This is a genomic window from Proteiniclasticum sediminis, assembly GCF_018128025.1.
In the GTDB taxonomy this organism is placed as follows: Bacteria; Bacillota; Clostridia; order Clostridiales; family Clostridiaceae; genus Proteiniclasticum; species Proteiniclasticum sediminis.
The window spans coordinates 13,914-39,441 of the sequence record NZ_JAGSCS010000018.1 but is presented as its reverse complement, the minus strand read 5'-3'; the positions used below and the strand labels follow the sequence as shown (position 1 = coordinate 39,441).

Here is a 25,528-nt window from a genome sequence, read left to right as displayed (position 1 = left end):
GGTCTTCATGAACAGACAAACCCTCATTGACCAGTCCCCGGAACTTCCCAAATTGAAAGCCATGAAGCTCCTACAGGAGGGCCACGTGAAAAAAAGGCTCTTCAGCGGGGGCGTCCTCAGCGCCGTGATCAGCGACGGAAAAGACTACCGGCAGAAGATCCAGCTGGAGGGGGAGGAGATTCTCCACTATTCCTGCACCTGTCATGCGGAAACCCTCTGTCCCCATGTTCTGGCCCTTCTCCTGCAAAAGGACCTCCCCGGGAAGGAAGTCCCTTTGCCCAAGACCCCCAAGGCCTCCCTGAAGAGCAGCAAAAGCAGCCTTAAGGAAATCCTGGAAGGGGCGGAGAAGGAGGAGCTCATCGCCTTCATCCTTTCTCTTCGCAGCTACTATAAGGATATTCCCGTGATCATCCGCAAGAGCTTCATCAGCACCACCGATGAGGAGCATCTCCAGAATACCCGGGATGAGCTCCTTTCCGCCTATTCGGCGCTGAAAACCCGCTCCCCCCGGGAATCCTTCGTGAAGTATTTCAATCTCCTCCTCTCAACGCATGAGGACGCCCGCCAGGCGGTGAAGGAACGGAACTACCTCCGGGGCGTTCTCCTCTACCTTCTGCTTTTTGAAATGGTGAGCCTTCCTCACAAGGGCTATGACCAGCTGCTCTTCAATGCCCATTACCTGAAAATCTATGAAGAAGCCCTGATCCCCTTGGCGGAGAAGAAGTACACTGCCCGGGAAAGCCAGCTCCTCTTCCGGGAGCTTCGGCGGATCTGCCAGAACCTGAAGGACCTCAGCGAAGTGACCACGCTTCTTCGGATCATGAAGAGCTACATCACCACGGAAACGGATTTTGACCACTTCTACGAGACCCTGCTTCTCGTCTACGAGGAGGAAGGTCTTCTTCCCCACGACCGAAACAATCTCCTCTTCTTAGAATATGAGCTCCTCATGATGATCGGCAAGGCCGAAGAAGCCCTGGAGCTTCGCCGGGAAAACCCCCAGGTCACCGACTTCCGCTTCATGGAAGCGGAGTCCCTCCTGGGCCGGGGAAAGCTTCACGAAGCCCTTCTCATCGTCCGGGAAGGGGTGGAAAGGTCGGGCAAGAACTGGGATGAACTCATCCGCTGGCTGACCCTCGAGGCGGGAATCCGCAAGCTCCTCCAGGATCAGGAAAGCTATATCGCCGCCTCCCGCAGGCTCCTGCAGCTGGGGGAGTACAAAGCCTATGCCGACCTCAAGCGATCCATCAGTCCCCACGACTGGCCCGGGGTCTATGAACGCCTCATCATGGATGAGGAACTGCAAAAGAACACCAAAGGCATCTACAAGCGGATCCTCCTGGAGGAAAAGGACAAGCGCAGGCTCCTGGAGTTCCTGGAAGACAACCCAGAGCTCATTGTGGAGCATTACGCCTTCCTCAATCCCGAATACGGCCAGGAAGCGGCAAAGCTCCTGTCGGCCCACATTGAAAGCCGGGCTCAGCACCTCACCGGCCGCAAGGACTACGAGCACATCGCCGATCTCGTGGAAAAGCTCTACGTCTACGGCCAGGAAAAGTTAGCCAATGAACTGATCCTCACCCTGGTCATGCGCAACAAGAGCAAAAAGCTCCTCCACAGCGCCCTTCTTCAGCTGAAGGACCGCTATGCCCAAAGTAGCACCTACATTCCCGAATAGTGCCCGCACTCCTCTGTCCACCGTCTTTAGGGAGGCGCCCCATGAACATCATCGAAATCAACGGCCTGACCAAATACTACGGCAAACACCGCGGCGTGGAAGATCTCAGCTTCTCCGTGAAGGAAGGGGAGATTTTCGGCTTCATCGGTCCCAACGGGGCCGGTAAATCCACCACCATCCGGACCATGCTGAACCTCATCGCCCCCACAAAAGGCTCCATTGAAATCTTCGGGAAAGATTCCCGAAAGGATGCTGCCCTCATTGCCGAGGACATCGGGTATCTTCCCTCGGAGGTGTACTACTATGAGGAGATGAAGGTGGGCGAGCTTCTGGCCTACTCCGCCTCCTTCTACAAGAAGGACTGCAAAAAGCGCATCGCGGAGCTGTCGGAGCTTTTGGAGCTGGATCTTAGCCGAAAGATCGAAGACCTCTCCTACGGCAACCGGAAGAAAGTGGGCATCGTCCAGGGCCTTCTCCACGACCCGCGGCTCATCATCCTGGATGAACCCACCAGCGGTCTGGATCCCCTCATGCAGCAGAAGTTTTTCCACCTCCTGAAGGAAGAGAATGAGCGGGGGAAAACCATCTTCTTCTCCTCCCACATCCTCAGTGAAGTCCAGAAGCTTTGCCACCGGGTGGCGATCCTTCGGGAGGGTCATCTGGTGAAGCTGGACGAGATCAATAATCTCCGGGATGAGTCCTACCGGCGCTTTACTCTGGAGACCAAAGAAGGGTCCCTGGAGGAGCTTCTGGCGGTGGAAGGCATCACCCATGTGACCCGGGAAAACCACACGGTGAGCTTCATCTACAAGGGGGACATGAGCCGCATCCTGCCCTTTTTAGCCCAGGCTCCCCTTCGGGACATGCTCATTGAGGAGCCCAGTCTGGAGGAGGTCTTCCTCCACTACTACGAGAAGGAGGACCAAAAATGAATATTTTCTGGCATGAGCTCCGGAAGAACCGGCGCGCAGCGCTCCTCTGGATCCTCTCCCTTTGCGGCACCCTCTTTCTCTTTCTCCTCATGTATCCGGCCATGGCCAAGGAAGGGGATGCTTACCTGAAGATTCTGGAGGGGTATCCCCCGGAGCTTTTGGCGGCCTTATCGATCAATGCCAAGCTTCTCCTCACCTTTGAGGGGTTCCTGTCCTATGTGGATCTTTATCTGTTTCTCGCCTTGGCGGTTCTGGCCATGAATCTGGGCCTTCGTCTCCTGGGGAAGGAGATCAGCGGAAAAACCGCAGACTTTCTCCTGACGAAACCCCGGCGGCGTTTTGCCCTTTTCACCCCAAAGCTCCTCAGTGGATTGTCCATCCTCCTGGTCACCAATCTCTTCCTTCTCCTCACGGCAACCCTGGCGGAAGCCCTGCTGAAGGAAGGCCCCCGGGATCTTCGGCTCCTCCTTCTTCTGCAGCTGGCAGGGTTTCTCTTAAGTCTTCTCTTCTATGCCTTTGGCGCATTTTTGGGGGTGCTCCTTCGAAAAATTCGGTTCACGGTCTCCTTAGCCCTGTCCACAGTATTTGGCTTCTTCGCCCTGGCCATGGTGAGCCAGATCCTGGACAAGGCCTACCTCACCTGGTTCACCCCCTTTCGGTATTTTGAACTGATGCCGATTTTGGAGAATCGCCATCTGGACGGACCGCACCTTCTCCTGTCCCTCCTCCTCACGGTCTTCTTCACCGGCGCTGCCTATGCCCTGCTGGAAAGGAGGGAGATCCATGCCTAAGTCTCCACGAACGTTTAGCACCAGTCTTTTTCTCCGGGAACTTCGGGTGGAAGCCAAGGGCCTCCTCCTGTGGACCCTCTCCCTCGGCGCCCTGATCTTCTGGGGCATGAGCGAATACTCCTTCATGGGCACCGATATGGGGGACCTCTCCAGTTTCATGGAGGCTATGCCCCGGGTGCTCCTGGCGGTCTTCGGATTCTCGGATCTGGATCTTTCCACCGCCCAGGGCTATCACGGCATCCTCATGAACTATGTGGTCCTGGGGGGCGTCATCTATGCCGCCATGCTGGGCTCTCGCTTGGTGGCCAAGGAGGAGCTGGGCAAAACCTCCGAGTTTCTTCTGGTGAAACCGAGGTCCCGCAAAAACCTCCTGGCCACAAAGCTTCTGGCCGGGATGCTTCTTCTTCTCCTCCTCTCCCTGATCCTTTACGGCATCAGCCGCTATACCCTCTGGTTCTATGTGCCTGAGGCCCAGGTCACGAGGATCCTGAGCATAGAATCCCTGGGGCTTTTCCTCCTCATGCTCCTCTACCTGGCCCTGGGAATCTTTTCGGCCAGCGCCCTGAAAAAACCACGGCAGGCCCAGGGGCTGACTTTAGGCGCGGTATTTTTCGCCTACGCCCTCTCCGTCTTCACAGACCTTCTGGAAGAACCGGGACTTCTTCGGCTCCTCACCCCTCTTCGCTATTTCCCCATGGCAGAGGTGGTGGACACGGCAAAGCTTCCCCTGCTCTATGCCCTCCTGACCCTCATCTTCGCCGGAGCCCTTCTCGCCCTGGCTTTTAAGACGTATACCCAGCGGGACATGAGCATTTAGTAAAAAACCTAGGAAATCCAATGTGCCCGAGATAAAGCCTTGGCTTTTTCTCGGGCACATTTCTTAATCCTGACTTTTCTGGCTTGTTTTCCTTCTTCCTTCACCGGTAATCGGACAGCTTCAAAAATCGGGTGGTTTGATAGTGGTGAATATCCACGGAATAATCAAAGATTTCCCCATTTTTGAGAAATCCCCGGTTGGTGGAGATGAGGGCCGGATCCCCAGCCTGGAGGCCCAGAAGACGGGCATCCTCCTCCCCCAGCTTGGCGGCGCTGATCTCCCGGTCCAGATAGCCGATTTCCTTGCCCAGCTCCTCCCGGATGTAGCGGAAGATGGAACCGGCGGCGATCTTCTCATCCAGGTAGGGGATGTGCTCCTGGTTGTGGTAGGCATACTCCACCACGTAGGGAACGCCATCGATGCGGCGCATGCGCTTCACGAAGTAGATGGGGGCCCCCAGCCGACAGCCCATGGCCAAGGAGAGCTTTTCATCGGCCCGGATGAGCTTCAGCTCCAGCACCTCGGAGGTGACCTCCTGGCCAGAGAAACTTTCCGTGAGGCCGTTGAAGTCCTCCAGATTCAGTGCTCCCTGGGGCGTGGCATGGCGAAGAAAGACCCCGCTGCCCTGGATGGAAATGATGAGTCCTTTGCGGACGAGGATCTCCAGTGCCTTTCGGATGGTGTTCCGGGAAACCCCATGGCGGGCGGCGAGCTTTTCCTCCGTGGGCAGCTTGTCCCCCTTATCGTAGATCCCCTGGAGGATTTCTTCCTCCAGCCGATTGCTGATATCCTTGTACTTGATGCTCACAGCTTCCCCTCCCCGGCGAGTTTCTGATGGATTTCCACCATTTCCCGGGCCATGAAGCGGAAGGTCTCCGCATTCATGAGCTGATCCTCCGCATGGACCAGAAGCAGGTCCACCACAGCGCGCTCCGGGGTCCCTTCCCGGGCAAGGATTTTTCCGTGGACGATATGGCCGGCGAGAAGAGCCTCTTCGCCTTCTTTGAGGAGCTTTTCCGCGGCCTCAAAGTCTCCGCTCTTGGCTGCCCGCACGGCCTCCTGGTAGGCTGACCGGGCTTCTCCCGTATGGGCGATGATGGCAAAACTTTCTTTCTCCAATTCCTTCATGGTGTTCCCCTTCAGACCGGACCCTCGGGGTCCCGTCTTATGCCGTTCTTAGTCAAATCATACAAGATGATGAACGCCGGGGCAAGGCAGGAAAAAAAAAGAAGGCTCCCCTTAAGGGAAAGCCTTGTCTTGGACTGGGGAGATGATGGACATCAGCGCAGTTTTCGCAGGAGAAAGCCCAGAAGAAGGAGCCAGAGGAGAACCACCGGCAGGGCGTAGTACCATTTTTTCGGTTTCCCCGAAACCCAGAGGGTGACCGCTTCTTCCCGGCACCCCTTCATGACTTCTTTCGGAATGAGGCGGATGGTGAAGGCCACCATGAGCGGCAGAATCAGGAGATCATCCAAATATCCCAGTACCGGGATTAAATCCGGGATCAGGTCTAAGGGAGAGAGGGCATAACCCACGGTCAAAAAGGCTATGACTTTGGCATACCAGGGGGTTTCTCTCTTCTTCAGCGCGAGAAACACTGCGGGAATATCCCGCTTTAGCCCCTTGGCTTTTTCCTTCAGGTTCATTTTCCATCCTCCTTGATCCATTATTTGGGGGAAGTCCCATCCCGGGTAGAGATTTTTTTTGCGGGAAGCCCCTTCCTTTGGGGCATAACAGGCTTCAACGCCAAAAGCACCGGGAGACCTTTCTCCGCAGTGCTTTTGGGTGTTAAAGATTTCCTATAGGGGGACCCTCGGAATCCATAACCTCATCCTTCTTGATGGTCCCTGGTCTATTTCACCGCCAGGACATCATAGCCCAGGGCGGTGACGGTGCTTTTCAGCGAGTCGGTGCTCTGACGGCTTTCGTCGTACTGGACTTTCACTTTGCTGGCGTTAAAGAGGACATCGACGCTTTCCACGCCGTCCAGGCGCTTCAGGGCTGATTCGATCTTCAGTACGCAGCTGGGGCAGGTAAGGGTATCCAGTTGCAGGGTATTCTTTTTCATGGGGTTCACTCCTCTTCGTTTTCTTCAGTATAGCCTGAGGAAGACAGGGATTCCTTGACTTTGGTCAAGATTCAAAAGATTCTCCGGCTTTTTTCCGTTCCTTTTCCATGCTCTGGGCGTAGAAGATGTTTCGGCTGAAAACGCCGGCCACCACCACAAGACCTCCCAGAAGGGAGAGCAGCGTGGGTTTTTCCCCGTTGAAGAGAAAGACCCACACGGGATTGAGGAGCGGCTCGATGACGGTGATGAGCACCGCTTCCAGTGCGCTGAGGTGCTTAATGGCTAATCCATACAGGATATAGGAGATGCCCAGCTGAACGACGCCCAGGGCCAGGATGGCCAGGAGTCCCTGGGTGGAGGGAAGGCCGCCGCCCATGAAGGGAATGGCCACCAGGAAGGTGAGGAAATTGCCCAGCAGCATGGTTTCCACGGGGGACCCGTCCTTCTGGAACCGAAGGGCGATGGTGACGCAGGCCAGCATGAAGCCGCTGATCACAGCCAGCGCATTTCCCGCTGCGCTTCCCTGGCCCACGGAATCGGTGAAGAAGAGGATCATGCCTCCGAAGACACAGAGAATGGAGAGCAGATCATACCAGCGGACCTTTTCCTTCAGGAGCCACGCCCCCAAAACCGCCACAAAGGCCGGAGCGGTGTATTGGAGAAGGATGGCGTTGGCCGCCGTGGTCATCTTGTTCGCCATGACGAAGAGGATCACCGTGGAGGCATAGGCCAGGGCGCCGATGCCCTGGGCCTTGGAGAGGGTGATTTTGGGCCGCTTCAGGTAGAAGAGAATCACCAGGCCCGAAATAAGGCTTCGGGAGCCGGCGATGGCCACGGGATTCCAGTCGATGAGCTTGATGAGGATGCCTCCGGTGCTCCAGAGAATGGAGGCGATGATGAGCTGTAGGATGGCTTTCTTTCTTGCGGACATGGTTGTCCTCCTTATCTTTTGTGTTGAAAAGGGCTCTCCCAAAAAAGGAGAGCCGATGAGCTATTTTCTGGCCCAGTTCACATTGAATCCCCGCTTGTAGGCGAAGAGAGGGGAAACATGACCATGGCCTTCCTTGATGATGACAAAGGGGTCCCGAAGGAGGACGCGGCCCAGGGCCACCAGGTCCGCCCGGTCATTCTGGAGGATTTCCTCCACATGGGCAATCTCCGTGATGAGTCCCACGGCGATGGTGGGAATCTGGCAGATTTTCCGGATTTCCTCGGAGAACCGCACCTGATATCCGGGATAGAGGGTGATTTCCTGCCGGACATCCAGTCCGCCGGAGCTCACATGGATCATGTGGAAGTCCTCCTTCACCAGCTGGATGATTTCCACCATTTCCGTAAGATCGATCCCCCCCTCCACATAGTCGGAAGCGGAGACCCGAAGGATCAGGGGGAAGTTTTCCGGGAGCACGGCCTTCACGGCAGCGGTGACTTCTTTCAGGAGCCGCACCCGGTTTTCCCGGGAACCGCCATAGGCGTCGGTGCGCTGATTGGACAGCGGGCTTAAGAACTGGTGGAGGAGATACCCGTGGGCTCCATGGAGCTCGATGAGCTCATACCCGGCTTTCAAGGCTCGCACTGCTGCATCCTGAAAGGCCTGGACAATGTCTTTCAGCTCCGGCTCCGTCAGGGCATGGGGCAGGAAATAGTCTTCGCTGAAGGCTAAGGGTGAAGGCGCCACGATGGTTTCGCCCTCGATGAGGCATTTGCGGCCGGCATGGCCCAGCTGAACTCCGATATGGGAACCGTACTTTTTGGCCAGCTCCACAATCTTCTGATGGCCGGGAATCTGATCATCCCGGTACAGACCCAGATCCCGGTCCTTGATTCGCCCGCCGGAGGTAACGCCGGTGGCTTCCACGATGATGAGTCCCACTTCCCCCAGGGCGGCATTGCCGTAATGGATATAGTGGAAATCCGTGGCCATGCCGTCATGGGCCATATTCATACACATGGGCGGCATAACCACGCGGTTTTTCAGCACCAGGTTGCCTACGGTGTACTCGTCGAATGTCTTCATGCTCATCGCCCGCTCGTTCCCCGCAAGAGTCAGGCTTTTCAACTCCTCTTTCTTGAATTTTCATAACACTTCCTTTCAATTTTACCGTCAATTGAAAAGAATGTCCATAAGCCCCAAGGGTTCCCCCCGGGGCCTCACGGACATTTCTTGGATAGTGTATGTCACAATACATACAAAAATCGACAATAAATTAACGATATTCGAACAAAAATCAAACTCTTGTTAATAATTCCCTAAAGTCCAAGGCAATCCTCTATAATTATGATAGAGAACAAATTCAAACTGAAGGAGCGATCGTCATGACCAACGACACCCTGCTGAACAATGAAACCGTCCGGGAGATGGATCCGTTTATCCTGCTCAGCCTCGTGAACACGAAACTCCGGGATGAGTTCCATTCGCTGCCGGCGCTGTGCGACAACTACATGCTGGATCAGTCCCATCTGGTGAACAAACTGGGCGAATACGGCTATGAGTACATCGGCGAAATCAATCAGTTCCGTATGCCCTAATCCAAGTCTGAACCCAAGAGATCTCGAATCACCGCACCCGCCAGGAGAAATCCGGCCGTGGGCGGTACAAAAGAAGTGCTCCCCGGAGCGCTTCTTTTTTTCATCTGGCTCACGGGGCCTTCCTCCGCCACGGGTTCCAGCACGTGGGGGACCCGGGGTTTTTCCGTGGAGGCCACCACCTTCACCGAGGTAATGCCCCGCTTTCGCAGTTCATGGCGCATGACCTTGGCTAAGGGGCACATGGTGGTTTTCGCCAGATCCGTCACCTGGAGCTGTCCCGGATCCAGCTTGTTGCCTGTTCCCATGGAGCTAATGACGGGGATGTTCTTTTCCTTGCAGTAGGTGATGACCTGGAGCTTGGCGGTGACGGTATCGATGGCGTCGATGACATAATCCGTATCCTCGGCGATGAGCTCCGCCAGATTTTCACCGTTGATGAAGGCTTCCATGCCCACCACCGTGCAGTAGCGGTTGATGGCCTTTCCCCGCGCAAGGGCTGCGAACACCTTGGACTGCCCCAGATTGTCATAGGTGGCCAGAAGCTGCCGGTTGAGGTTGGACACGGTGAAGATATCATTGTCCACCACGGTGAGGTGTCCCACACCGCCCCGGACCAGGGCTTCAAAGGCTGCCCCGCCGACGCCGCCCAGCCCCAGAAGGACGACCTTCGCCTGGTGGAGCTTCTCCAGATTTTCTGCTCCCAGGAGCATCTCCGTTCTTCTTAATTCATGCTGCATCATTTTCCATCCTTTTCTTCTCTTCAAGATCGGTATCGCCAAGTCCCTGCTCCTCCTTTCAAAGAGGTGCCCGAAGCGAAAAACCTTCTGTTTTGCTTCCGCTGGAAGGATCAACCCCTGGGTGCATTTTTTTCAAACTCCCCTTTTTCGGTATCTTCCTCAAATATACTGTTCTTATTATACGCATCCCGCACGCTTTTTCAAATTCATTCTTTAGGTCATTCTACCTCTTCTTTTAGGGGATGCATCGATTGGCAATATCAGCAATAACTGCGCATACGTCATCAAAAGAAACCCCCCTGGCGTAATCGAAATCCTGTTGGTAACTGCTCCATCGCTGTTTCATGATCATACTGTCTCGAATAACTGGAAGGATACTTTGATGATCGCGAATAACAGAAAATGAACTTCTATTCTCCGCTGTTGCCCTGATCGCATCTCTTAATGCATTGGCTTCAAATTGATGATGATAAAACTGATGCAAAATGTAGACATCATAAAAATCCCTAGGCCTTGTATTTTGATCGGCCCGAGTGAGAATCGTCTCTATTTTTTCCGCGATGATCGACTCGAGATTGTATGCAAGAACTTGAATGTTCCGATCTTCAAGTAATAACTTAAAATCAAAGGTAATCTCATGAGGTGTTATTGGATCCCCCGTAGTAATATCCATTTTAAAGGGTACTGCCAGAGGAGGAAGGTTCGCTGTTAGGGAGACACGATACCCCTGATACTCATCACCTGCACGAATTTCATGAATATTCATGATGGTAAAAGAAATATCATCCTGAAGCTTAATCTGACAAATATCTTCAAGCATCGTCTTTATGCTTTGCTCGGTTACGCTGATTCTTTTCATCGTGACATCGAGATCCATCGTTGCCCGGGTATCTAGCCCCACCATGGCTGCAATCAAGAGCCCGCCTTTGATAATAATGTTCCTCTGGTAATCGGAAACAGCAATTCTTTCCAAGAATCTTTCCATCATATAGTTTTGAAGAACCAGCTGAGCAGAGATATTGCTTTCCGTTGCGATACGCTTGATCACCGCTTTGAGTTGCATAGCATTTATCACAATAACACCTCCAGATACGCGCGCAGTCTCCCCTCAACGCGAAGTTTTTTCCCGTACTCCGAAAGCAAGGGGATATTTTTATCTTTTCTTTCAACATACCGTTTGAAAGCCTCTGAAACGACTTGAATATCCACATCATTCTGTTTTCGTAAAATATCGCACAGTGTCCGTTCAACGGAATATGCCCGAACCCGATTACCCGCTGGTGTTTTAACCACCACAACTCCCATCTCATAAAGTTTGGGAATGACTCTGTTGCCCTTAACCTTATTGTGCTTCACATTCGTTAGATTATAACTGCTGGGAAAGGTCATTTGATATTGCATCGGAGTTCTATCGGTTAAATCGTGCAGGAACAATGCAGTCTCCCCAGAAAAAATCCCTTTTTTATAACGAACCTGAAGATGATACATCTCATCATCCCAAACATTCTTCGTTTGATAAACTCCTCGAGCTGCTCTTTCTATTCGTCCCGTATCAACAAGATGCTTCAGACTTCCTCGTGAAATTCCAGCATTAGTCACTTCCGATGAGGTAATGATTCCATTGTTTTTCTCCATGATTTCCATGATCTTTTTTGAGTTTGTCATGATGCACCGCCTTTACTAGACATTTATACTCATAATTCTTGCATTATTGAGCATAAATGTCAAATCATCATGTCTGATTATATTTCTCTTTTCTCCTCTATTTTGATTATTCTCATGATCTATCTCCGTAATCATAAGGTCCTTCTAAAATCCTGTTTCATCATTTGGAGTGAAAAAATTTGACTTTTAAACTCATTTTCAATAATTTGTTGTGCATGAAAGTCAACATTTTCTTCTTCTTCTGCAGCTGCTGCTGTTGCTTCTTCTTCCTTTTCAAAAGCAACCATCAGAGTTCTAACCTGCCTTGTCAGTCCTAAATCCAACCTCGCCTTTTTAAACGAACCCGCTCATTATCCAATCTCTTTTGACAAGGCCTGCAGTCTTTGCCTTTTGGAATTGAGGCTTTGTCCTCAAAATCCCTAGCTCCAATTATCTTGCCCAAAAAAGCACCACGGGAAGGAATGTCTTTTATGCCGGAATATACTACAATAGAATAAAGAAGAAATGATCGGGTTTTCCTGGAGAAAAACCCAAGAAGGAGTTTACGATGAAAAAGATATTCGGCATCATCTGTGCCATGGAAGAAGAACTGGCCCCCATCCGGGAGCTCTTAACCCTGTCCCGGCAGAAAACCAAAGCACGCATGGAGTTTTACGAAGGAACTCTCCGGGATGTCCATGTGGTCATGGTGGTCTCGGGCATCGGCAAGGTGAACGCCGCAGTCTGCGCCCAGATCCTCGTGGATGATTTCCACATCACCCACTTGGTCAATGTAGGGGTCGCCGGGGGCATCGGCGAAGCCATCGTTCCTCTGGACGTGGTGGTAGCCACCTCCCTCATTCAGCATGATATGGATGTGACGGCCTTTGGACTGAAGCGCGGGGAAATTCCCCGCTTCGAAACCTCAACGTTTGCGACGGATCCCTTCCTCACGGAAGCGGCCTATGCCTACTCCCGGAAAAACACCGCCTACAGCACCCACAAGGGGATCATCGTCAGCGGTGATGAATTCATCAGCAGCAAGGAGCGGATTCAGGATCTGGCCACCACCTTCGGAGCCAGCGCCTGCGAAATGGAAGGAGCAGCCATCGCCCAGACGGCTTACCTGAACAACATCCCCTTCGCCGTCATCCGGGCCATTTCCGACAACGCCAGCACCGGCGCTAGCATGGACTACGAAAAGTTCAAGGATCTGGCGGTGGAGAACACCGTGGAGCTGATCCTCCATCTGGTGGAAGCCCTGCGCAGCTAACGTGTCATCCAATTGATCCCAAGGGAAAGTCCGGGGAAAAGCAGATTTGCTTTTCCCCGGACTTTAGCGTTATTAGAACTCGTAGATTTTGCTGTACTTTTCCTTGAGGTACTGGAGGAAGTACTGGGCATTGAGCTTTTCCCCGGTGATCTTCTCGATGAGGACCTGGGGCTCATAGGTGGCGCCATACTGGTGGACATTCTCCGCCAGCCAGGCCGTGATCTTGTCCAGCTGACCGGTGCGGATGAGCTCTTGGTAGTCGGGCAGATCCCGAAGGATTCCCTTGTAGAGGAGCTGTGCGCCATTAAGATTGCCCAGGGCATAGCTGGGGAAGTAGCCGATCATGCCGCCGGCCCAGTGGACATCCTGAAGGACGCCGTTGGCATAGGTGTCCGGGGTTACGCCCAGATACTCCGTGTACTTGTCTGCCCAGAGCTGGGGCAGCTCGTCGAAGTTCACCTCGCCATTGATGAGCATTTTTTCCAGCTCATAGCGGATGATGATGTGGAGGCTGTAGGTCAGTTCGTCCGCATCGATGCGGATGAGGGAAGGCTCCACCTTGTTGATGGCTCGATACACGTCATCGACACTGTAGGCTTTCAGCCCCGCAAAGGCTTCTGCCATATTGGGGAACTCCGCTTCCAGGAACTCCCGGCTGCGGCCGAGAATATTTTCGTAGAATCGGGACTGGGACTCATGGATTCCCATGGAGACTCCCCGGCCGATGTTGGTATAGGTGAGATCGTCGGGGATATTCTGCTCATAGATGGCATGGCCCGTCTCATGGATGGTGGAGTACATGGCCGTCACCGGATCCTCTTTGCTGTAGGCGGTGGTGATGCGGACATCGGAGTTTCCAAAATTCGTGGAGAAGGGATGGGCGCTTTCTGCGATGGCTCCCCGGTCAAAGTCATAGCCCAGGCGCTGGGCCAGTGCCCGATTGTACTCCTTTTGGGGCTCTACGGCATAGTTTCCCTGGAGAATGGAGGCATCGATGGTCACCGGGCTTTGGTTGATCTTCTGGATCAGCTCCACCAGACCGTCCCGCAGCTCCTGGAAGACCTTGTCCAGGCTCTTCACCGTGGCGCCGGGCTCATAGAGATCCAGCAGCGCATCGTAGGGCGTGTCTTCATAACCGATGTATTCCGCGATTTTCTTGTTAAAGCCCACGATTTTTTCCAGGATGGGCCGAAATGCGGCGTAGTCATTCTTGGCTCGGGCATCGGCCCAGTAGGTTTCGGCGGAAGCCACCAGCTTGCTGTACTCCAGGTACTCGCTTTCCGGAATCTTGCGCATGAAGTCCAGGCTCTTTTTGGCATCCTTGATCATGGCCTTTTCCCGGTCGTCCATATCGTCCAGATGGGTATAGAGCTCATCCACGAGGGCGCCGTACTTCGGATCGGTCTCAATCTTGAAGACCTGGGCGGAGAGGTAGCTGATGACCTCGGATCTTCGCTCTACACCTTTGGGCGGCATGATGGTGGACATATCCCAATAGAGGACTCCCTGGGCATCCCGAAGATTGGAGAGTTCGCGCTGAACCTTCTGAAACTGTGCAATGCCGTCTTTGTAATTTTCCAATACCTTCACTCCATTCTATTCCATATTTTTTAGCTTGTAGTACCGTTCAATCATCATTTCCCGTTCGCTGTCCAAAGGGGTGGCCAGCTCCAGCACCGACTCCGTCTCCCGGCAGTACTTCACGATGATGCACTGCCCCAGGTTTCGGGGACAGCGGAAGCAGATGCAGGAGGGTTCGTTTCCCTCGCAGGTTTCCCCGTATTCGGGACAGTGTTTGCAGTTTTCGGCGAGTATTCCTTGATTCATGGCATCTGCCCCCGATATTTGTCCATGAGCGCCTTCATGATCAATGTGTTGGAGGGCGGCGTCCAGGTGATGGCGTTGGCCCCGGCTTCGATGGTTTCCAGAATGCTCTCTTCTGTGGGCCCTCCCGTGGCGATAATGGGAAACTCCGGATAGGCTTCCCGGATTTTCCGGACGATTTTGGCGGTGTCCTTGGCTCCGGAGACGTTGAAAATCGTGGCTCCCGCTTCAATGCGGGCTTCCAGATCCTCATGCTCCGAGATCACCGTGATGACGATGGGAATGTCGATCATATCCCGCACCCGGCACAGCAGGTCATTCTTGATGGGACTATTCAGCACCACGCCGATGGCGCCTTTAAACTCCGCATCCAGCGCCAGGTTCACCACACGCTTGCCGTTGGTGGTGCCGCCCCCTACCCCGCAAAACACGGGGACATCGGAGGCTGCAATGAGGCTCTGGGTGATGATGGGCTGGGGGGTAAAGGGATAGACGCTCATGACGGCGTCGGCATTGGTATTCTTAATGACCGCCACATCCGTGGAGAACAGGAGGGATTTGATGCGCTTGCCCAGGATGACGATTCCTGTGGCCTTCCGGATGACCTCCGGAACTTCGATCATATGTCCCCGAAGGTTCGTGGTGATCACCGGTACATGACGTTTTTCAGTATTCATGGTGATGCTCCTTTCAAGGCGGGGAGTAACAGGCTTCAAATCGGGCCGGAGCGTTCTTCCGGCCGCATTGCTTTCATTATACCACAGGCGCCTAGCCCCGGAAATGCACCGGCACTTCCTCCTGAAGATCCAGGGAACTTTCCGTCACCCTGCAGCCGTAGGCGAAAATCTCCACCCCCTGGGCATGGGCCTTTTCCAGGGTTTCCGAAAAGTAGGGATCCAGGGCATAGGCCGGGGTGAACCCCTTCATGTTCTCCATCTGGAGCACAAAGAGAATGCCGGCCCCATGGCCTTCGGCCTTGGCCTCCATGAGCTCCCCCACGTGCTTGGCGCCTCGCTCGGTTTTCGCATCGGGGAAGCTGGCTAAGCCTTCGTGCTCCAGGGTCACGCCCTTCACTTCCAGATAGTATTTCTTTCCCTCATCGTTCTCCAGGAGAAAATCGAAGCGGCTGTTCCCATAGAACTTTTCCCGATGGACGCGGCGATAGCCTTTCAGTGCTTCCACCCTTCCCTCCAGGAGGGCCTCCTCCACCACTTTATTGGGAATCTGGGAGTCGATGTTGATGAGCGCTTCCCCTTTGTAGGCTGCGATGAGGCTGTAGGGGGTTTTTCGCAGGGGATTGGCTTCCTCCCGAAGGATCACCGTGGAGCCCGGGAGAAGAATTTCCCGGATTCTCCCAGTATTGGGCACATGGACTTCCAGGGTTTCCCCCTCCAGTTCCACCAGGGCTTTGAACCGGTTGGGCCGGGACAGGAAGGTGGCTCGCCGTGTATTTTTTGTGAATTTCATAATTATTTCTCCTTGCTTTCCTCATAGTTTTGTGCAGAATCCACCGGGAAAAGTTATCCCCAATCTGTGTATGACTTATCCCCGCTTCTGTGGATAATGTTCAGCCCCCCCGAAAACATAACAGAATCAATGGGAGAATTATCCACAAAATCCCCGACTTATCCCCATTCGCTGTGGATAAGTTTTTTCTGCTCAAAATTCGTTTGTTATTTCTTAACATGGGATTAACATATTTATAACTTGTTTCGTATTTCTGAATTATGAATCAATTCCACCGCACCATGGGATTCTTCCTTCAACGTACCCGATGAACCTTACCTTAACCTTTAATGAAGATCCCTCCTGGGGATTGTTCATGCAATATTCACAGCCCTTTTGTGTCTTCTCTTGCGGCTGAGAAGGTTTCCCCGAAAAAAATGCTATAATTGGGTTAGAACCCCCTTATCACCACCGGGACCGGCAAGGTCCGATGAAGAGGAGTGATTGTGATGAAATGGAAAAACCGAAGAGCCAGCTCCAATGTGGAGGATCGACGCGGATCAGGATCCGGCATGGGTGGCATCGGCACAAAAGGCATGTTCGGCGGAGGACTGGGGATAATCCTCATCCTCATTTTTGCCCTCATGGGCGGCGATCTGGGCTCCATTCTCAGCCCAGGCATTACCCCCCAGGATCCAGGTGGGGTCTACCAGGGAACTCCAGAAGAGCAGGAATTGGCGGACTTTGTCTCCGTGGTCCTGGCCGATACGGAGGATGCCTGGACGCAAATATTCCGGGAGTATAACCTCAAGCCCTATGAAAAACCTACTTTAGTGCTCTTCAGCGGCAGCGTCCAGTCGGCCTGCGGCACTGCCGGCAGCTCCACAGGTCCCTTCTACTGTCCGGGAGACCGGAAGGTCTACATCGACCTGAGCTTTTTTCAGGAGCTGAGCCAGCGCTTCGGCGCCCCGGGAGATTTCGCCATGGCCTATGTGGTAGCCCATGAAGTGGGACACCATGTGCAGACGCTTCTGGGCACCTCCCAGCAGGTTCAGGATCTGCGCGGACAGCTGAGTCCGACCGAGTTCAATAAGTATTTGGTGATGTTAGAGCTCCAAGCCGACTACTACGCCGGGGTCTGGGCCAAGTATGCCGCCAGCCAGGGCTACCTGGAGGCTGGCGATGTGGAGGAGGCCCTCAATGCCGCCAACGCCATCGGCGACGATCGTCTCCAGAAGAATGCCCAGGGCTATGCCGTCCCCGATTCCTTCACCCATGGCACTTCGGCCCAGCGGATGAAGTGGTTCAAGCTGGGCTTCCAGTACGGCGATTTTGAGCACGGCGACACCTTCAACACCAATGATCTCTAACCCTGAAAATGCAGAGCCCCGGAACCTTTCGTCAGGAAGGGTTCCGGGGCTCTTTCCTATTCCTTGTCTTCCGGTTTTTTCAGGCCGTCATCGAAGGGATTGCCGCTGCAGCATCCGCCGTGGTAGAGATTGTTCCCTTGGGAATCCTTCGTGGTGAAGATCCCTTTTCCTCGGCCTTTTAGTAAATAGTAGACGAGGGCCAGGAGAACCAGTCCCCCGAACCAATTGTCTTTAATAAACTCCATGATCTGTGCTCCTTTTTCTCTAGACGTCTTACTCCGCCGTCACCGCCGTCTCGGGACGGACAATCTGGATGAAGGTTTTTCCCGGTGTCAGGGGAAGCTCCTGTCCATTCTCATCATAGTAGATGGTGAAGGATTTTGCATCTTTTCTTTCCCAGGTGCCTTTGCGCATCATCCCCTGGGAAAAATACTCCGCCGTACCGCTGCCGATGAGGTCGATGTTCGTATAGGGCAGATTGGGGACCTTGTGGTGGCCCGCATGCTGAATGATGATGTTCGTCACAGCAATCTGCTGATCATTCTCCTTGTCCATCATGGGCTTCCCGTTGATGGCCCGGAGGTAGGTTTTGGTGGCGGCATCATAGGTATAGGTGATGTTGTTGTCCGATCGGTAGGACAGGGACACCTTGGTAGCTGGGGTTCCCGTCATGTCGGCGGCACCGTCATAGTAGAGGGAGCGGTCCACCGGGGTGAAGTCGTAGAGATTGTCCATGATGTAGGTGAGATTGGTGTAGGCGTTATGGGGCGCTACGCGGTCCGTGGACCGGGAGAAGGACTTGGCTCCCTTGGTGCCGTCCAGATAGCGGCTGGTGATCCCCAGCTCCCTGATCCAGTCGTAGATATTCTGACCTTCCGGCTGGGATCCGCCGTAGAAAGCATAGAGGTAACGCCACTCGCTCCAGAGGAAAATATGCTGTTTCCGGGCGCTGCGCACGGGACCGGCTTTCTGCGGATAGCTGCTGAGGAAGAAGGTGGTGAGCCGGGTGATGGTGCTTTCCACTTCCATCTCATAGATGAGGTCTGCCTGGGATAAGCCGCTGTGGGGTCTTGCCGCTGCGGTGTTCTCCATCTGGACCATGATCACTTTGCCGTCTCCCGTATAGGGAAGACCTGTCAGAGGGGAGATGCCGTCGGGAACCTGACCGTACCGGGCCACGGGTACCTCAGCAGGGGTCTCTACGGGAGTCTCTGCGGGGGTTTCCCCCGGAGTCTCGGCTGGAGTTTCAATGGGGGTTTCCGCGGGGGTCTCAGCGGGGGTTTCCCCCGGCGAGACGGAGGGTTTGCTGCAGCCTGCAGCCAGGATCGTACAGCTTAAAACGGCCAGGATCATCCATTTTCTCATGTTTTGCCTCCCGATTGGCGATGGACCTGGGGTCCACCTCAATAATTCTGATTATTCCTTCCCTTATCTTACCACATCTGCTGGGAAATTTTGGCTGAAAAATCAGATTTTCACCCTTTCTTCCAGTCTCTCCTCCCTTTATAATGAAGGCATCAATGTTTGGAGGAACTGTCCATGAATGACCGGAAAACCGTCTCCTTCTACCCCAGCAGCGACGGAAAAACCCCCATCGCCTGTTATGTCTATGAACCGCTCACCCCGCCCCGGGCCATCCTGCAGATTTCCCACGGCATGTGCGAGTATGTGGAGCGTTATGAGCCCTTCATCGCTGCCATGGAAAAAGAGGGCATCCTCGTCTGCGGCCACGATCACCTGGGCCATGGAAAAAGCCTTCCAAAAGAAGGGGGCTTAGGTTATTTTTCCGCCCAGGACGCCCCCCTTCACCTGGTGGAGGATCTGCGGACCCTGCGGCTGAAAATGGCCAAAGACTATCCGGAGCTTCCCCACTTCATTCTGGGGCACAGCATGGGCTCCTTCATTCTCCGAAAGTATCTCACCCTCTACGGTGAGGATCTCTCCGGAGCCGTCATCAGCGGCACCAGCGGGAAAAATCCGCTGAGCCTGCCGGGCCTTTGGCTCAGCCAGGGGTTAGGGATGCTCAAAGGGGAAGATTACCGCAGTCCTCTTTTTAACCAGATCTTCTTTGGCAGTTTCCAGAAGCCCTTTAAAGCAGAAGGTTCTCCCTTCGCCTGGCTCTCCCGGGATAAGGGCGTGGTCGAAGCTTACGCCAAGGATCCCCTCTGCAACTTTATTTTTACCCTCAACGGTTTTCAGCACCTCCTCCAGATCATGAATGAGGTCACCCAGCCCCAATGGGCTCAGGGGGTGCCCACTTCTCTTCCCCTTCTCCTCCTCTCCGGGGAAAAGGACCCCGTGGGAGCCTTTGGCAAGGGTGTGCGGGAAACCTATGAGCATCTGGCCAAAACCCAGCGCCCGGACCTCACCCTGAAGCTTTATCCCGAAGGCCGCCATGAGATGCTGAACGAGGTGAATCGGGAAGAGGTCTATGGGGATCTTCTTTCCTGGCTGAACCGAAGGATACCTTAATCAAGCAGAACTAAAGATCGTGGAGAGGATCAATACGCCAAGGACCTGGCTCATGGGGGAAGACCGAGGATGCCGGGTCTTCTCTTTTCCTCGGAATTTGGTGCAAAAAAAGGACAGCTTTCGCTGTCCTCACTTTGTTCTAACCTATGGAGCTACGATGGATTAGTTTGCGGGGGTTTCCGTGGGAAGAAGGAAATTCAGCATTTCATTGTCCCCGCTCATGTACTTGGGTAGTTCGCCGTTCCATTTTTCCAGGAAGAGCTTGAACTTCACGTTCTGGTCATAGGACTGGCTCATGATGCGGTTGGTTTCTGCCTGAATCTTGGCAGCTTCCTGTTCCTGCATGGCGGTGAGCACCTTCTGCTCGGCGACCTTCTTGGCCTCGACAGCAGCCTCATAGCTGTCGCTGAAGTCGTGGTCGGTGATCTGCATGCTGACGATGGTGATGCCATAGGGGGACAACAGCGCCTTAGCGTTGTCCGTCATCTTGTTGGCCAGTTCAACACGCTGGCTGACCAGCTCTTCAATGGTGAGTTCGGAGACTCCGTCCTGCACCACGCTGGCGATGATGGGCATGATGATGCTAGCTTCATGGTTTCCCAGGAAGGAGGTATAGAGCTCCTTGGCCTTGGAAACATCTACGACATACTGAGTGGTGACAAACTCGGTGGTGGTCTGCATATCCTTGGTGGAGGTGGAGTAGGTTCCGTCAATCTTCTGCTGATTTACGGGAATACGCACAATGCGGGTAACCAAGGGTAGCTGCCAGGAAACCCCGGAGTTCTCCACGGAGACTACTTTACCGAAGCGAACGACGACGCCCACCTCACCTGGCTTAATGGTTCGAAAGCCTAAGGCGACGATGGCGAAAACGAAGAATGCGGCAATACCGATGATGATCTTTTTCATGTTATCCTCCTGTATAGCCTGATTTCATTCAGGTTGATGCGGGATCTTCCGGAAGAAATCCACAGACTTTGTTTCTTCTTTAACAGAATCCCAATACAGTTAAATATACTGGATATAGCCTCATTATTCAAGCTGTATTTCATTAAACTTTCGCACAATTTCCGATGGCCGCCTTGCCTTTCTTTTGCTACACCGTAATCTCGATACGATTCCCTTCGGGATCCAGAATGCAGCTTTCATAGTAGCCGTCCCCGGTGGTTCGGGGTTCACTGACGACTTCATGGCCCGCCTGGCGAATTTTCTCCGTCAGTTCCCGCACCTTCTCTTCGCTGCCCACGGAAAATGCCAGATGGGCAAGCCCAATTTGCACATAGTGCTCATCCATGACCCCTTCCCGCATGTTCTGACTGCGCATGAGCTCCAGCCTTGCCCCGGAGGAAAATCGCAGGAAATACGACTCAAAGCCTTTAGCCGGATTCTCATATTTCGGTCCGGCCTCCCCCTCAAAGAACATGGTATAAAAGTCGCGCATCTCTTCCAGGAGTTCTGTCCACATGGCCACATGTTCAATTTTCATGGTATTCCCTTCTTTCTTTGATGCCCAAGGAAAATTTACTCTTCCTCCTTGGGTCTTTTCTTCATTATAAGCTTTTTCAGACCTATTCCTCAACCGTTTAGGGTATCTGACTCCCCCATGAGTTTGCGCAGAAAAGAGTGCTGAACAAAAAGAAACACCCATGAAGAAATCCGTTTCCGGTTTCCTTCATGGGTGTTTCGTCTACTGGTGACCCCTAGGGGAATCGAACCCCTGATTCCAGCGTGAGAGGCTAGCGTCTTGACCGCTTGACCAAGGGGCCACATTCATGACTTTTAAATAATATCATCAATTCTGAGGCAAGTCAAGAATTTTCCCTGGAATTTTCTGGGTAATCTCCCTGCTGAAAGACCCTGCATCTGGTGTTTTGTAAGCTTCTTCATTTCAGGGAGGACTCAGGAGAAAACTCCATGAATTTCTTGGGAAAATCCATGGAGTTAGCCTGATCTTTAGTTTAGTGAGTCTTTGCCCACAGGGTGTTCCATTTTTCGATCATGCTGGCTTTATTGGTGGCCAGATAGTCGAAGTCCAGCTCCACCATGTTCAGGGTGTCTTCCTTCGGCAGGTCCACAAGAATGCTCTTGCCGTTGGAGCCGCGTCCTGAGGATTCCTTTGCCCGCATATCCTGGAACTCGGTGGAGGCCAGAAGGTCCATCATGGCCTGGGCTGCGGTGAGGTTCGGGGCGTTCTTTACGATGGCTGCGCCACCGGCCATGGCAGTGTTTCCTTCTTCAATGTAGATGTTCTCTACAGGTGCGCCATCCTTGATCAGGGCAGCCACGGTGGATTCATAGGACAGACCCACCACATACTCGCCGTTGATGACGAGGTTGTAGACATCCTTGGAGGAAGTGGTGCTGAAGGCATTCTTCATGAGCTTCTCCACATAGGACCAGCCCTTTTCATCGTCAAACTTGTCCCCCATGACAGCCAGCATGGTCTGGAGCTGTCTCCAGCCTGAAGAAGAAGCATCGGGAGCGGCCAGAATGATCTTGCCTTCCAGCTTGGGATTAAGTAGATCTTCGTATCCGTTGATCTCAATGCCCAGTTCTTTGCGAAGTTCCGGATTAACCACGAGGCTCATGACCTGAACATCATAGTAGGTGTAGTAGCCGGACTTGTCATGGTACAGCTGCTCTTTGTCATTCACCGCCGTGTAGGGCTGGAGAATGTCATGGTAGGTGGTGCCGTCGGCGGCAAAGAGGCCTCCGATGACCACATCGGCATCGCTGGACTCATCCCCGCGGATCCGGGTAGCCAGGGTTCCCACAGAGTCTGCCTGGATTTCGATCTGGGAGTTGGGGTAGTACTTGTTCCAGATGGTCTTCAGGGCTTCCTGCTGAGTCTCTTCCATGGTGGTGTATACGGTAATCTTCCCCGTGACCTCATCTTCTCCCCGCACATAGCTGGGGCGTTCTGCGGAAGTTTCCACCGGGGTTTCTGCCGGCGTTTCCGGGCCAGCAGGGGTTTTGGCGCCGCAGGCAGCCAAAGGAAGCATCATGAGAGCCATAAGGGTGATTAGAAGTTTTTTCATGTTTCGTTGCTCCTTCATTTTTATTATATCAATCGGCGAAGCCGACTCATATTTTGAGTGGACTAGAGTCGCACATCCTCCATCTTGGTGAGCTTCAGATAAAGCCCGAGACAGATGACGGTGAAGAGGGTGGTGATGGTGGCAAACACCGCCGCCACCCCATAGGTTCCGTTGTTGATGGCAGCATAGGTGCTGAGGGTCAGGGTGATGGTCCGGTTATTGTAGAGGATAACCCCCGAGGACATTTCCGTGATGACGGAAACCCAGCTTAAAACCGCGCCGGAGATGATCCCGCTGGACATCATGGGGATGGTGATCCGCACAAAGGTCTTGAGCTTGGAGGCTCCCAGACTGATAGACGCCTCCTCGATGCTTTCAGAAATCTTCATCATGGCCGCCGTGGCGGACCGGCTGGTGAAGGGCATGCGGCGGATGGCCAAGGCGATGACCATGATGAGCAGCGTACCCGTGAGAGAGAAGGGCTTGCTGCTGAAGGTGATGATGAGGGCGATGCCAATGACGCCGCCGGGCATGATGTAGGGCATCATGGAGATCACATCGATGGCGTTATTGAGGAGATTGTTCCTTCGAACCACCAGATAGGCAATGAGCACCGCAATGAGGATGATGATGGCCAGGGTGATGAAGCTGATGAGGAGCGTATTGCTCACGGACCGGAAGAGATTCTTCTCCAGGGCCTTCTGGTAGTTCACCAGGGAGTAGCCCGACCGCAGGATGCTGTTGTTGTAGTTTCGGAAAGACATGTTGATGACATAGAGCTGGGGCAGCATGGCAATGGCCACGAGAAAGTAGCAGTAGGCGTGCATCCCTAGACTCTGGATCCCCTTGGTGATCTTCGGGGCGATGGGGTGCAGGGCGCTGATGGTGAACTTAAACTTATTCGTGGTCACCTTCTGGAGGATGAAGATGGCAGCGGTGACCAGGACCGCGATGACGCTGATGGCCGCGGCAAAATGATAATCCGCGCCGTTTTCCCCCAGGTACTGGTTGTAGATGAGCACGGGGAAGGTGGAGTAGCCACGGCCGATGAGCACCGGGGTGCCAAAGTCCGCAAAGGACCGCATGAAGACCAGGAGGGCTGCCGCCAAAATCGTGGGCATGGTGAGACTCATGATCACGCGTTTGAACCGGTCAAACCCAGTACAGTTCATGCTCTCCGCCGCTTCCAGGAGGGAATTGTCAATGTCCCGGAAGGCGCCGTTCATGTAGATGACCACTAAAGGGAAGAGCTTCAGGGACTGCACCAGGACGATTCCGCCAAAGCCGTAAATGGAAAATCCGCGGATCCCGAAGGATTTCAGGAAGGTGGTGATGAGGCCGGAGTTTCCCATGAGAAGGATCCAGGAATAGGCGCCGATGAAGGGAGCGGACATGGTGGACAACAGCACCAGGACAAAGAGGAGCTTCTTCCCCTTTAACTGATAGAAGGAATAAAAGTAGGCAAAGGGGATGCCCAGGAGGAGACTCACCACGGTCACCGTGAGAGCCACCTTGGCGCTGTTGAAGATAGAAGTGTAGTAGTAGGACTTGCTGAAGAACTTCTGGAAAGCCCTCAGGGTGAATTCTCCTCCGCTGTACACCGATTCCTTCAACAGATTGAGAAGGGGGTACACCAGAAAGAGGAGGAAAAGGCAGAGGAGCCCCAGGGACACCAGGGTCCAGAGATCATATTTTTTTCGGGTCACACTATTCACCCTCCCTCGTGGCATCGCTTCTGGGGATCTGGGTGCTGTTCATGATGCCGGTCATGAGGCTAACTTCGGTTTCCGCGTCGAAGATGTTAATCTTTTTTAGGTTCAGGGTCAGATACACCGTGGTGCCTGGAGCGATGAGGGCGTTAATCTCCGATTCCTGGATGATTTCCGCTTCCTCGCCGGATTCCAGCTTTACAAAATAATGGGTGTTGTAGCCCAGGAACACGCTGTCCTTGATGACGGCCACCATGCCCTTTGACACCTCCCCTTCCGGCCGCACGTTGACCAGAAGCTCTTCCGGCCGGGCGGACACGAGAACCTTTCGGTTTTGGCATTCCTCGGGCCGGAGGTTTTGGGCTTCCACCCGGTAGCCGCTTTCAAATTCCACGAAGGTGCGCTCCCCCTCGTTTACCAGCTGAGCCCGGAGAAGATTGGACTTGCCGATGAAGGTAGCCACAAAGATGTCCGCGGGCCGCTGGTAGATATTCTGGGGGCTGCTGCAGTGGCGGATGACGCCGTCCTTCATCACCGCGATGCGGTCGGAGATGGCCATGGCCTCCTCCTGGTCATGGGTGACATAGACGGTGGTGATCCCCACTTCCTTCTGGATGTCCTTGATGACGGTGCGCATTTCCACCCGAAGCTTGGCATCGAGATTGGACAGGGGTTCGTCCATGAGAAGCACATCGGGCTTGATGACCAGGGCCCGGGCCAGGGCCACCCGCTGCTGCTGTCCGCCGGACAGCTTGTCCGGCATGCGGTCCGCATACTGGTCCACATGGACGAGTTTTAGAAATTTATCCGTTTCCGCAGCGATTTCCGCCTTGGGCAAAGCCCGCTGCTTGAGGCCAAACTCGACATTTTTCCGCACGGACATGTTGGGGAAGATGGCATAGTTCTGAAACACCATGCCGATATTTCGCTTACCCGGATCCAGATCATTGATTCGCTTGCCGTTGAAGAGAAAATCGCCCCCCTCAATGCTGTTGAAGCCGGCGATCATCCGAAGAAGGGTGGTTTTTCCGCAGCCCGAAGGGCCCAGCAGGGTAAACAGCTCCCCGTTTCGGATGTCCACGGACAGATCCGGAATAATTGTGGCCTGACCGTAGCGTTTTGTGGCGTTTTTCACCGTGATATTTACGCTCATGGTAACCTCCTCTGTTCTTTTGTACTCTCCTACCTAGCTTAACAAGA

Annotated in this window: 29 protein-coding genes and 1 tRNA gene; 8 read left to right on the top strand and 22 right to left on the bottom strand. The window is 53.8% G+C overall.

The features are described 5' to 3' along the window. Positions 1–7 precede the first annotated feature (7 nt). From KCG48_RS11965 to KCG48_RS11950, 4 genes are read left to right on the top strand one after another with little or no spacing between them, the layout of a single operon-like run. Complete coding sequence (locus KCG48_RS11965) at positions 8–1,678, top strand: SWIM zinc finger family protein (protein WP_211802434.1); 1,671 nt, start codon at positions 8–10, stop codon at positions 1,676–1,678. 41 nt (positions 1,679–1,719) lie between these two features. Then, positions 1,720–2,610 carry an ABC transporter ATP-binding protein gene (locus KCG48_RS11960; protein WP_211802433.1) on the top strand — a complete coding sequence of 297 codons (891 nt, stop codon included), beginning with the start codon at positions 1,720–1,722 and terminating at the stop codon, positions 2,608–2,610. Further along, positions 2,607–3,401, top strand: coding sequence for an ABC transporter permease subunit (locus KCG48_RS11955; protein ID WP_211802432.1), 795 nt, complete (start codon positions 2,607–2,609; stop codon positions 3,399–3,401). The genes KCG48_RS11960 and KCG48_RS11955 overlap by 4 nt, the downstream gene beginning before the upstream one ends. Beyond that, a complete protein-coding gene (locus KCG48_RS11950; protein ID WP_211802431.1) occupies positions 3,394–4,218 on the top strand; it encodes an ABC transporter permease subunit in 825 nt (274 codons plus the stop codon). Before KCG48_RS11955 ends, KCG48_RS11950 begins: the two co-directional genes overlap by 8 nt. A 100-nt stretch (positions 4,219–4,318) precedes the next feature. On the opposite strand, the gene KCG48_RS11945 is transcribed toward KCG48_RS11950, so the two are convergent. The 6 genes from KCG48_RS11945 to KCG48_RS11920 form a co-directional block, all read right to left on the bottom strand. Next, entirely contained in the window at positions 4,319–5,026 is a 708-nt protein-coding gene (locus KCG48_RS11945) for a GntR family transcriptional regulator (RefSeq protein ID WP_211802430.1), read from the bottom strand. After that, positions 5,023–5,346 (bottom strand): PTS lactose/cellobiose transporter subunit IIA, encoded by a 324-nt coding sequence (locus KCG48_RS11940; protein ID WP_211802429.1) that lies wholly within the window; start codon positions 5,344–5,346, stop codon positions 5,023–5,025. The genes KCG48_RS11945 and KCG48_RS11940 overlap by 4 nt, the downstream gene beginning before the upstream one ends. Positions 5,347–5,498: 152 nt before the next feature. Next, positions 5,499–5,864, bottom strand: a complete 366-nt coding sequence (locus KCG48_RS11935) for a YkvA family protein (protein ID WP_211802428.1) — start codon at positions 5,862–5,864, stop codon at positions 5,499–5,501. Positions 5,865–6,070: 206 nt separating this feature from the next. Next, positions 6,071–6,286, bottom strand: a complete 216-nt coding sequence (locus KCG48_RS11930; RefSeq protein ID WP_211802427.1) for a heavy-metal-associated domain-containing protein — start codon at positions 6,284–6,286, stop codon at positions 6,071–6,073. Between the two features lie 64 nt (positions 6,287–6,350). Next, entirely contained in the window at positions 6,351–7,217 is an 867-nt protein-coding gene (locus tag KCG48_RS11925; protein ID WP_211802426.1) for a DMT family transporter, read from the bottom strand. Positions 7,218–7,277: 60 nt separating this feature from the next. After that, positions 7,278–8,303 (bottom strand): NADH:flavin oxidoreductase/NADH oxidase, encoded by a 1,026-nt coding sequence (locus tag KCG48_RS11920; RefSeq protein WP_211802425.1) that lies wholly within the window; start codon positions 8,301–8,303, stop codon positions 7,278–7,280. Between the two features lie 299 nt (positions 8,304–8,602). Between KCG48_RS11920 and KCG48_RS11915 the strand changes: the two genes are divergently transcribed. Beyond that, positions 8,603–8,815, top strand: a complete 213-nt coding sequence (locus tag KCG48_RS11915) for a DUF4250 domain-containing protein (RefSeq protein ID WP_230977117.1) — start codon at positions 8,603–8,605, stop codon at positions 8,813–8,815. Here KCG48_RS11915 and KCG48_RS11910 read toward each other — a convergent pair. The 4 genes from KCG48_RS11910 to KCG48_RS11895 all read right to left on the bottom strand — a co-directional run bounded on the left by KCG48_RS11910 (position 8,812) and on the right by KCG48_RS11895 (position 11,540). Beyond that, positions 8,812–9,555, bottom strand: a complete 744-nt coding sequence (locus KCG48_RS11910) for a tRNA threonylcarbamoyladenosine dehydratase (protein WP_211802424.1) — start codon at positions 9,553–9,555, stop codon at positions 8,812–8,814. The two genes, KCG48_RS11915 and KCG48_RS11910, sit on opposite strands and share 4 nt — an antisense overlap. Positions 9,556–9,787: 232 nt before the next feature. Then, positions 9,788–10,627 carry a nucleotidyl transferase AbiEii/AbiGii toxin family protein gene (locus tag KCG48_RS11905; protein WP_331000395.1) on the bottom strand — a complete coding sequence of 280 codons (840 nt, stop codon included), beginning with the start codon at positions 10,625–10,627 and terminating at the stop codon, positions 9,788–9,790. Beyond that, positions 10,624–11,217 (bottom strand): type IV toxin-antitoxin system AbiEi family antitoxin domain-containing protein, encoded by a 594-nt coding sequence (locus tag KCG48_RS11900; RefSeq protein ID WP_211802423.1) that lies wholly within the window; start codon positions 11,215–11,217, stop codon positions 10,624–10,626. The genes KCG48_RS11905 and KCG48_RS11900 overlap by 4 nt, the downstream gene beginning before the upstream one ends. A 131-nt stretch (positions 11,218–11,348) precedes the next feature. Next, the gene (locus KCG48_RS11895; RefSeq protein ID WP_211802422.1) at positions 11,349–11,540 is read right to left on the bottom strand and encodes a hypothetical protein; all 192 of its coding nucleotides are present in this window, start codon (positions 11,538–11,540) and stop codon (positions 11,349–11,351) included. 224 nt (positions 11,541–11,764) lie between these two features. Between KCG48_RS11895 and KCG48_RS11890 the strand changes: the two genes are divergently transcribed. Next, positions 11,765–12,469 (top strand): 5'-methylthioadenosine/adenosylhomocysteine nucleosidase, encoded by a 705-nt coding sequence (locus KCG48_RS11890; RefSeq protein WP_211802421.1) that lies wholly within the window; start codon positions 11,765–11,767, stop codon positions 12,467–12,469. 72 nt (positions 12,470–12,541) lie between these two features. Here the strand turns inward: KCG48_RS11890 and KCG48_RS11885 are convergent, their stop codons facing one another. The 4 genes from KCG48_RS11885 to sfsA all read right to left on the bottom strand — a co-directional run bounded on the left by KCG48_RS11885 (position 12,542) and on the right by sfsA (position 15,760). Next, positions 12,542–14,050 (bottom strand): carboxypeptidase M32, encoded by a 1,509-nt coding sequence (locus tag KCG48_RS11885; protein WP_230977116.1) that lies wholly within the window; start codon positions 14,048–14,050, stop codon positions 12,542–12,544. Between the two features lie 15 nt (positions 14,051–14,065). Next, positions 14,066–14,296 carry a hypothetical protein gene (locus KCG48_RS11880; RefSeq protein WP_211802455.1) on the bottom strand — a complete coding sequence of 77 codons (231 nt, stop codon included), beginning with the start codon at positions 14,294–14,296 and terminating at the stop codon, positions 14,066–14,068. Then, the gene (locus KCG48_RS11875) at positions 14,293–14,970 is read right to left on the bottom strand and encodes a beta/alpha barrel domain-containing protein (RefSeq protein WP_211802420.1); all 678 of its coding nucleotides are present in this window, start codon (positions 14,968–14,970) and stop codon (positions 14,293–14,295) included. The genes KCG48_RS11880 and KCG48_RS11875 overlap by 4 nt, the downstream gene beginning before the upstream one ends. A 91-nt stretch (positions 14,971–15,061) precedes the next feature. After that, complete coding sequence (gene sfsA / locus KCG48_RS11870; protein WP_211802419.1) at positions 15,062–15,760, bottom strand: DNA/RNA nuclease SfsA; 699 nt, start codon at positions 15,758–15,760, stop codon at positions 15,062–15,064. Positions 15,761–16,248: 488 nt separating this feature from the next. Here sfsA and ypfJ point away from each other — a divergent pair, with 488 nt between their 5' ends. After that, positions 16,249–17,109 (top strand): KPN_02809 family neutral zinc metallopeptidase, encoded by an 861-nt coding sequence (gene ypfJ / locus KCG48_RS11865; protein WP_211802418.1) that lies wholly within the window; start codon positions 16,249–16,251, stop codon positions 17,107–17,109. A gap of 56 nt (positions 17,110–17,165) precedes the next feature. Here the strand turns inward: ypfJ and KCG48_RS11860 are convergent, their stop codons facing one another. Both KCG48_RS11860 and KCG48_RS11855 read right to left on the bottom strand, forming a co-directional pair. After that, a complete protein-coding gene (locus tag KCG48_RS11860; RefSeq protein ID WP_211802417.1) occupies positions 17,166–17,354 on the bottom strand; it encodes a hypothetical protein in 189 nt (62 codons plus the stop codon). Between the two features lie 28 nt (positions 17,355–17,382). Then, on the bottom strand, positions 17,383–18,474 hold the full coding sequence (locus KCG48_RS11855) for a DUF3048 domain-containing protein (RefSeq protein ID WP_211802416.1): 1,092 nt from the start codon (positions 18,472–18,474) through the stop codon (positions 17,383–17,385). Positions 18,475–18,648: 174 nt separating this feature from the next. On the opposite strand from KCG48_RS11855, the gene KCG48_RS11850 reads away from it, so the two are divergent. Next, on the top strand, positions 18,649–19,581 hold the full coding sequence (locus tag KCG48_RS11850; RefSeq protein WP_211802415.1) for an alpha/beta fold hydrolase: 933 nt from the start codon (positions 18,649–18,651) through the stop codon (positions 19,579–19,581). A 162-nt stretch (positions 19,582–19,743) separates the two neighbouring features. Here the strand turns inward: KCG48_RS11850 and KCG48_RS11845 are convergent, their stop codons facing one another. The 6 genes from KCG48_RS11845 to KCG48_RS11820 all read right to left on the bottom strand — a co-directional run bounded on the left by KCG48_RS11845 (position 19,744) and on the right by KCG48_RS11820 (position 25,481). Continuing rightward, complete coding sequence (locus KCG48_RS11845) at positions 19,744–20,490, bottom strand: prohibitin family protein (RefSeq protein WP_211802414.1); 747 nt, start codon at positions 20,488–20,490, stop codon at positions 19,744–19,746. A gap of 187 nt (positions 20,491–20,677) precedes the next feature. Next, positions 20,678–21,067 carry a VOC family protein gene (locus KCG48_RS11840; RefSeq protein WP_211802413.1) on the bottom strand — a complete coding sequence of 130 codons (390 nt, stop codon included), beginning with the start codon at positions 21,065–21,067 and terminating at the stop codon, positions 20,678–20,680. A gap of 205 nt (positions 21,068–21,272) precedes the next feature. Continuing rightward, positions 21,273–21,347: transfer RNA gene (locus tag KCG48_RS11835), tRNA-Glu, on the bottom strand. A 192-nt stretch (positions 21,348–21,539) separates the two neighbouring features. Further along, positions 21,540–22,619 carry an extracellular solute-binding protein gene (locus KCG48_RS11830; protein WP_230977115.1) on the bottom strand — a complete coding sequence of 360 codons (1,080 nt, stop codon included), beginning with the start codon at positions 22,617–22,619 and terminating at the stop codon, positions 21,540–21,542. A 62-nt stretch (positions 22,620–22,681) separates the two neighbouring features. Beyond that, complete coding sequence (locus KCG48_RS11825; protein WP_408004727.1) at positions 22,682–24,325, bottom strand: ABC transporter permease; 1,644 nt, start codon at positions 24,323–24,325, stop codon at positions 22,682–22,684. A gap of 1 nt (position 24,326) precedes the next feature. Further along, on the bottom strand, positions 24,327–25,481 hold the full coding sequence (locus KCG48_RS11820; RefSeq protein WP_211802410.1) for an ABC transporter ATP-binding protein: 1,155 nt from the start codon (positions 25,479–25,481) through the stop codon (positions 24,327–24,329). Between the last annotated feature and the right edge of the window lie 47 nt (positions 25,482–25,528).

Excerpts from the sequence above, each read along its gene's own strand:
- KCG48_RS11965 (WP_211802434.1), top strand. The coding sequence starts at position 8 with ATGAACAGACAAACCCTCATTGACCAGTCCCCGGAACTTCCCAAATTG.
- KCG48_RS11960 (WP_211802433.1), top strand. The coding sequence starts at position 1,720 with ATGAACATCATCGAAATCAACGGCCTGACCAAATACTACGGCAAACAC.
- KCG48_RS11955 (WP_211802432.1), top strand. The coding sequence starts at position 2,607 with ATGAATATTTTCTGGCATGAGCTCCGGAAGAACCGGCGCGCAGCGCTC.
- KCG48_RS11950 (WP_211802431.1), top strand. The coding sequence starts at position 3,394 with ATGCCTAAGTCTCCACGAACGTTTAGCACCAGTCTTTTTCTCCGGGAA.
- KCG48_RS11940 (WP_211802429.1), bottom strand. The coding sequence starts at position 5,346 with ATGAAGGAATTGGAGAAAGAAAGTTTTGCCATCATCGCCCATACGGGA.
- KCG48_RS11935 (WP_211802428.1), bottom strand. The coding sequence starts at position 5,864 with ATGAACCTGAAGGAAAAAGCCAAGGGGCTAAAGCGGGATATTCCCGCA.
- KCG48_RS11930 (WP_211802427.1), bottom strand. The coding sequence starts at position 6,286 with ATGAAAAAGAATACCCTGCAACTGGATACCCTTACCTGCCCCAGCTGC.
- KCG48_RS11925 (WP_211802426.1), bottom strand. The coding sequence starts at position 7,217 with ATGTCCGCAAGAAAGAAAGCCATCCTACAGCTCATCATCGCCTCCATT.
- KCG48_RS11920 (WP_211802425.1), bottom strand. The coding sequence starts at position 8,303 with ATGAAGACATTCGACGAGTACACCGTAGGCAACCTGGTGCTGAAAAAC.
- KCG48_RS11915 (WP_230977117.1), top strand. The coding sequence starts at position 8,603 with ATGACCAACGACACCCTGCTGAACAATGAAACCGTCCGGGAGATGGAT.
- KCG48_RS11910 (WP_211802424.1), bottom strand. The coding sequence starts at position 9,555 with ATGATGCAGCATGAATTAAGAAGAACGGAGATGCTCCTGGGAGCAGAA.
- KCG48_RS11900 (WP_211802423.1), bottom strand. The coding sequence starts at position 11,217 with ATGACAAACTCAAAAAAGATCATGGAAATCATGGAGAAAAACAATGGA.
- KCG48_RS11890 (WP_211802421.1), top strand. The coding sequence starts at position 11,765 with ATGAAAAAGATATTCGGCATCATCTGTGCCATGGAAGAAGAACTGGCC.
- KCG48_RS11880 (WP_211802455.1), bottom strand. The coding sequence starts at position 14,296 with ATGAATCAAGGAATACTCGCCGAAAACTGCAAACACTGTCCCGAATAC.
- KCG48_RS11875 (WP_211802420.1), bottom strand. The coding sequence starts at position 14,970 with ATGAATACTGAAAAACGTCATGTACCGGTGATCACCACGAACCTTCGG.
- sfsA (WP_211802419.1), bottom strand. The coding sequence starts at position 15,760 with ATGAAATTCACAAAAAATACACGGCGAGCCACCTTCCTGTCCCGGCCC.
- ypfJ (WP_211802418.1), top strand. The coding sequence starts at position 16,249 with ATGAAATGGAAAAACCGAAGAGCCAGCTCCAATGTGGAGGATCGACGC.
- KCG48_RS11860 (WP_211802417.1), bottom strand. The coding sequence starts at position 17,354 with ATGGAGTTTATTAAAGACAATTGGTTCGGGGGACTGGTTCTCCTGGCC.
- KCG48_RS11855 (WP_211802416.1), bottom strand. The coding sequence starts at position 18,474 with ATGAGAAAATGGATGATCCTGGCCGTTTTAAGCTGTACGATCCTGGCT.
- KCG48_RS11850 (WP_211802415.1), top strand. The coding sequence starts at position 18,649 with ATGAATGACCGGAAAACCGTCTCCTTCTACCCCAGCAGCGACGGAAAA.
- KCG48_RS11845 (WP_211802414.1), bottom strand. The coding sequence starts at position 20,490 with ATGAAAAAGATCATCATCGGTATTGCCGCATTCTTCGTTTTCGCCATC.
- KCG48_RS11840 (WP_211802413.1), bottom strand. The coding sequence starts at position 21,067 with ATGAAAATTGAACATGTGGCCATGTGGACAGAACTCCTGGAAGAGATG.
- KCG48_RS11830 (WP_230977115.1), bottom strand. The coding sequence starts at position 22,619 with ATGAAAAAACTTCTAATCACCCTTATGGCTCTCATGATGCTTCCTTTG.
- KCG48_RS11820 (WP_211802410.1), bottom strand. The coding sequence starts at position 25,481 with ATGAGCGTAAATATCACGGTGAAAAACGCCACAAAACGCTACGGTCAG.